This is a genomic window from Tianweitania sp. (assembly GCF_032053605.1).
Taxonomy (GTDB): Bacteria; Pseudomonadota; Alphaproteobacteria; order Rhizobiales; family Rhizobiaceae; genus Tianweitania.
In genome coordinates this window covers 1-4,800 of sequence record NZ_DAMBUH010000163.1, presented here as the reverse complement: position 1 = coordinate 4,800, position 4,800 = coordinate 1, and the positions used below count along the sequence as shown (strand labels likewise).

The 4,800-nt window shown below is 60.7% G+C and carries 5 protein-coding genes and 1 pseudogene; 2 read left to right on the top strand and 4 right to left on the bottom strand.

Features of this window, described 5'->3' with window-relative positions:
- Positions 1–110 precede the first annotated feature (110 nt).
- From RTX98_RS19860 to RTX98_RS19845, 4 genes are all read right to left on the bottom strand, one after another.
- A complete protein-coding gene (locus tag RTX98_RS19860; RefSeq protein WP_312798598.1) occupies positions 111–605 on the bottom strand; it encodes a GNAT family N-acetyltransferase in 495 nt (164 codons plus the stop codon).
- Positions 602–2,104, bottom strand: a complete 1,503-nt coding sequence (gene gatB, locus RTX98_RS19855) for an Asp-tRNA(Asn)/Glu-tRNA(Gln) amidotransferase subunit GatB (protein WP_312798599.1) — start codon at positions 2,102–2,104, stop codon at positions 602–604. The genes RTX98_RS19860 and gatB overlap by 4 nt, the downstream gene beginning before the upstream one ends.
- A 178-nt stretch (positions 2,105–2,282) precedes the next feature.
- A complete protein-coding gene (locus RTX98_RS19850; protein WP_312798596.1) occupies positions 2,283–2,714 on the bottom strand; it encodes a CBS domain-containing protein in 432 nt (143 codons plus the stop codon).
- Positions 2,715–2,807: 93 nt separating this feature from the next.
- Positions 2,808–3,557 (bottom strand): rhomboid family intramembrane serine protease, encoded by a 750-nt coding sequence (locus RTX98_RS19845; RefSeq protein ID WP_312798595.1) that lies wholly within the window; start codon positions 3,555–3,557, stop codon positions 2,808–2,810.
- Positions 3,558–3,855: 298 nt separating this feature from the next.
- On the opposite strand from RTX98_RS19845, the gene RTX98_RS19840 reads away from it, so the two are divergent.
- Together RTX98_RS19840 and RTX98_RS19835 are read left to right on the top strand one after the other, a co-directional pair.
- Complete coding sequence (locus RTX98_RS19840; RefSeq protein ID WP_312798594.1) at positions 3,856–4,494, top strand: PAS domain-containing protein; 639 nt, start codon at positions 3,856–3,858, stop codon at positions 4,492–4,494.
- A 108-nt stretch (positions 4,495–4,602) separates the two neighbouring features.
- Positions 4,603–4,800 (top strand): annotated as a pseudogene (locus RTX98_RS19835) (hypothetical protein); the annotation flags it as partial.

Below are 4,800 nucleotides of genomic sequence, written 5' to 3'. Positions count from 1 at the left end.
AGAACTGGGTGAAGAACTTTGACATCACGTCATCCCTTAGGGCGGGTATCCGCTTGTTCGTTGGCCGCGTTATGGCGCTGACTGCCCGGCTTGGCAAGAAGGCGCACCGCTCAGACCAGTGACTTCTCGTAGATCAGCACGGTTCGCGGCAATGCGCGGCCATGTTCCTCACGCCCGACCTGGGTGAAGCCTTCGGTCTCATAGAAGGCGACGGCGCGGCTGTTCTTTTCTTCCACTTCCAAACGCAACAGCTGCGATTCGAAGAAGGACTGCTCGATCTCTTCCAGAAGCATGCCGCCGATGCCTCTGCCCTGAAAGGCCGGAAGAACATAAAGCTGGAACAGCGTTACGGTGCGCGCATCGTCGCCGATCGCTGCGGCGTAAGCGCAACCGCATAGCTGCTCGCCGTCATCGGCCACGAGATAATCCGACCGATCGCGATCAATCATCGCCTGCAAGGCCTTCGGCGAATGCCACTCGGCCGTCAGTTCTTCCACCATGGCGGGACCGTAGAGACCATCGTAGGTCGCGTGCCAGGTCTCGGCCAGTAGGGCGCGGATCGCGGGAATGTCCCGCGAACCCGCAGTGCGGACAAAAACGCTCACTCGGTGATCCCGAGCTTGGCCTTGACCAGGTCGTTGACGGCCTGCGGAGCGGCCTTGCCGCCAGTCGCCTTCATGACCTGACCCACGAACCAGCCGGCCATGCTCGGCTTGGCCCGGGCCTGCTCTGCCTTGTCGGGGTTGGCGGCGATCACATCATCGACAGCCTTCTCGATCGCGCCGGTATCGGTGACCTGCTTCAAGCCGCGCGACTCAACAAGCTCCCGGGGATCGCCGCCCTCGTTCCAGACGATCTCGAACACGTCCTTGGCGATCTTGCCGGAGATCGTGCCGTCCTTGATGAGGTCGACGATGGCGCCGAGCTGTTCCGGCGACACCGGTGAATCTTCGATGTCACGGCCGGCCTTGTTCAGCGCACCGAGCAGTTCGTTGATGACCCAGTTCGCCGAAATCTTGCCGTCGCGGCCCTTGGCGACCTGCTCAAAGTAAGCGGCGATCGCCTTTTCTGAAACGAGGATCGAGGCGTCATAAACCGACAGGCCGAGATCGTTGACGAGCCGGTTTCGCTTGTCGTCCGGCAGTTCCGGAAGATCGGCAGCCAACGCATCGACATAGGCCTGATCGAACTCGAGCGGCAGCAAATCCGGATCGGGGAAGTAGCGATAATCATGCGCTTCTTCCTTCGAACGCATGGAGCGGGTTTCGCCCTTATTGGGGTCGAACAACCGCGTTTCCTGGTCGATCTTGCCGCCATCTTCGAGGATCGCGATCTGGCGGCGGGCCTCGTAGTCGATGGCTTGGCCAACGAAGCGGATCGAGTTGACGTTCTTGATCTCGCAGCGCGTGCCGAACTCACCGCCTGGCTTGCGGACGGACACGTTGACGTCGGCGCGTAGCGATCCCTCGTCCATGTTGCCATCGCAAGTGCCGAGATAGCGCACGATGGTGCGCAGCTTGGTGACATAGGCTTTCGCCTCGTCGGCCGAGCGCATGTCGGGCTTCGACACGATCTCCATCAAGGCGACGCCCGAGCGGTTCAGGTCCACGAAGGACATGGTGGGGTGCTGGTCGTGGATCGACTTGCCAGCATCCTGTTCCAGATGCAGGCGCTCGATGCCGACCTCGATATCCTCGAAGTTGCCCTGACGATCCGGCCCGACCGAAATGATGATCTGGCCTTCGCCGACGATTGGCTGCTTGAACTGCGAGATCTGGTAGCCCTGCGGCAAATCGGGATAGAAGTAGTTCTTTCGGTCGAACACAGATTTGTGGTTAATCTGCGCCTTCAGGCCGAGGCCGGTGCGAACGGCTTGGCGCACGCATTCCTCGTTGATCACCGGCAGCATGCCGGGCATTGCCGCATCCACGAGGCTGACATTCTCGTTGGGTGCTGCGCCGAAGGTGGTGGATGCGCCGGAGAAAAGTTTGGCTTCCGACGTGACCTGCGCGTGGACTTCGAGGCCGATGATCACTTCCCAGTCGCCGGTGGCGCCGGGGATCAGGCGTTTGGGATCGGGCGTGCGGGTATCGACAATCGTCATGATGAAGGTCCGGTCGAGATCAAGCGGCCGCTGCGGCCGCATCACATAAGCCGTTTCGGCTAAAGCAATCGGCCGCGCTTCGCAAGGCAAGCCCAACGATCCAAGCTGTTCAACTCCGGGACTCCGTACAATTTGAACGGATCCCAGATCGAACAAACAGGCTGGGAACGGGCTCCGTTCAGGCCGTCGCGATGTAGAGCTTGATCTCTTCGCTCTCGCGTTCGACGTCTTCGATACGCAGTTTCACCACGTCGCCGATGGAAATAATACCGTCGAGCAGGCCATCGCGCTCCACCGGAAGATGGCGGAAGCGGCCATTGGTCATGATCTCCAGCAATTCGCTGGTTGTCTGGTTCTCGCTGCAAGTCGTGACATGGCTGGTCATGACAGCCGAAACACGCTGCTCCAATGCCAGCTCACCGTCACGGCCGACAACCCGCACAATGTCGCGCTCCGACAAGATGCCGGCAATCCGGCCGTCGCCATCGGTGACGACAAGCGCGCCGATCCGTTGTTCGCCAAGGCTTTTGGCAGCGTCAGCCAGGGTTTGATCGGGGCCTATCGTTGCGACGGCCCGGCCTTTGGTTTCCAGGATTTTTCGTACGGTCATGCGCTTGCTCCTCCGGTTCGCGCCACCCGCCCATCGCTATTGTGCGATGGTGAAGAGGCATGGTGCCAAGCTTGGAGCGGTGTGGCAACGGCGTTAAGCCAAACGCACCCTTTGAGGCTGCCGTTCACCGAACAGACCGATGAAGAGGAAACCAACGAGAAAGCCGCCGACATGCGCTTCCCAGGCAACCGCACCCATGTCCTCGGGCGTCAGATAGCCCAAACCGGAAATCAGGTTGACGGCCATCCAGACCACCAGAAACACGATCACCGTGCGCGAGGTCAGGCTCTCCACGATCGTCAGCGGCGGACCGGAAAAGCGCCCGCGACCCAAGCTTCGGTCAATGTTGAACCCGAAGCGCGCCGCAGCACCCATCATGCCGGAGATCGCGCCTGAAGCGCCTACCAGCGGAATTTCCGAACCGGCATGCAGAGCATAATGCAGGGCCACCGCGCCCCAGGCAGTCACCAGCCAGAAGGCTAGAAAACGCAAGGCACCCAAACGGTTAGCGAGCGGAGAACCGAACGCGGCCAGCCAGACCATGTTGACGATCAGATGCGACCAGCCACCATGAAGGAAGGCGTAGGTAATCGTGCTGGTCACCGCATAGATGTCGAAGAGGTAATCACCGGAATAGCGGATAGGGATGAAGGCCGCGCGCACCAGCAGGCTTACGTCCTGCTCCTCTGTCAGAAGATAAAGGCGCACCAGATGAACGCCCGCGCAAAGCGCGATCATCAGCAACACGGCGCCGGGTATGTTGAACACGGGCTCGCGCGGCGGGGTAAGGACCTGGGCGGGTTCGACCGCGGCGGCGCGGTGATTCTCTTCTGGGATGCTCATCGCCCCTAGATCGGCCTAAAAAGAAGGCCGTTCAAGGTTTCCCTTGAACGGCCTGGTCGAGCCCCCACGCTCCCCCAAAACTTTGCTGTAACCGCGCTTCTCTGCGGTTGTTGCAACCTTGGCCTCCACTTCGCGCCAAAGCAATTGAAACCCTTTGTTAACCTTAACTGACCTGCTCCGTGAACAAGCAAGGAGCGTGACTGGCACGGTTCCTGCTGCGCACAGCATGAAATGCGCCGGGTGGCTCCAACTTGTTCACCGATGGCACACCGCCGGCGATCATGGAGAACAGGAACTTATGAGACTGCAGGGTTCGATAGAGCTATTCCAGTACTGGAATCGGCTGCGCGATGGGCGCCCTGCTCCGCTACGCACGGAGATCGAGCCAGCGGACATCAAGAACCTGCTTGCCGACACGTTCATCCTTGAACTGGATACGCGCGGGGGTCCCGTGTTCCGTCTGGCAGGCACGCGTCTTTGCGCAACCTATGGCCGCGAGCTGAAAGGCTACTCTTTCGCGTCCATGTGGACGCCGCGCGACCAGAAGATTGTCGCGCGTTTGTCCAACAACGCGTTCCACGACAAGAACGTGGTTTCGATGAGCTTTCGCGGTGTCAGCGAGACCGGTCGCGAGCATTTGTTCGAACTGCTGCTTCTACCGATCGAGGGCGGTCGCGACAGTCTGCGCGCGCTTGGCATCGTGAGCGCCAAGGAGCGGCCGTTCTGGATGGGTGCGGACCCGATCTGCGAGAATGTGCTCCAGTCGGTGCGTGTCATCGATCCCGAGATCGAGCCGATCTTCCTCAAGAACCGGCCGGCCATCGAAGTGCCCTCGCTGGCGCCGGGCGATCGCCACTTCAATCCGCTTGATGTGTTTTCCGGGCCAGGTCGGCGCATCCGTCACCTCGTCGTTCTGGATGGTGGACGCGGCGAATGATGGGGATGACGATCCCCATCTCATGAACGGAACCGGAACACAGGTCGCGTACTGACGCTTGCCGTGCCATATTGTGCGGTGATTCGCAGTACCGGGACCTGGTTTGGAATGACCGATACAAACGACCTCTTCGGATTATTCGATGCTCCACAGGCACGTGCCAAGTCGAAGCCGGTTGATCCGATCCTGCAGGCTGCGCGTGAGCGCGCTGCAAAAAAGACCCTGCCGAACGTAACGCCGGAAGCACCCGCAGCCGAGACGCCGCCCCCACCACAGCCTGTGGCGGTTGCTCCGCTCGCGGCACCG

What these genes read in the sequence shown, in the direction of transcription:
- RTX98_RS19850 (WP_312798596.1), bottom strand. Translation starts at nt 2,714, where the DNA reads ATGACCGTACGAAAAATCCTGGAAACCAAAGGCCGGGCCGTCGCAACG.
- RTX98_RS19840 (WP_312798594.1), top strand. Translation starts at nt 3,856, where the DNA reads ATGAGACTGCAGGGTTCGATAGAGCTATTCCAGTACTGGAATCGGCTG.
- gatB (WP_312798599.1), bottom strand. Translation starts at nt 2,104, where the DNA reads ATGACGATTGTCGATACCCGCACGCCCGATCCCAAACGCCTGATCCCC.
- RTX98_RS19845 (WP_312798595.1), bottom strand. Translation starts at nt 3,557, where the DNA reads ATGAGCATCCCAGAAGAGAATCACCGCGCCGCCGCGGTCGAACCCGCC.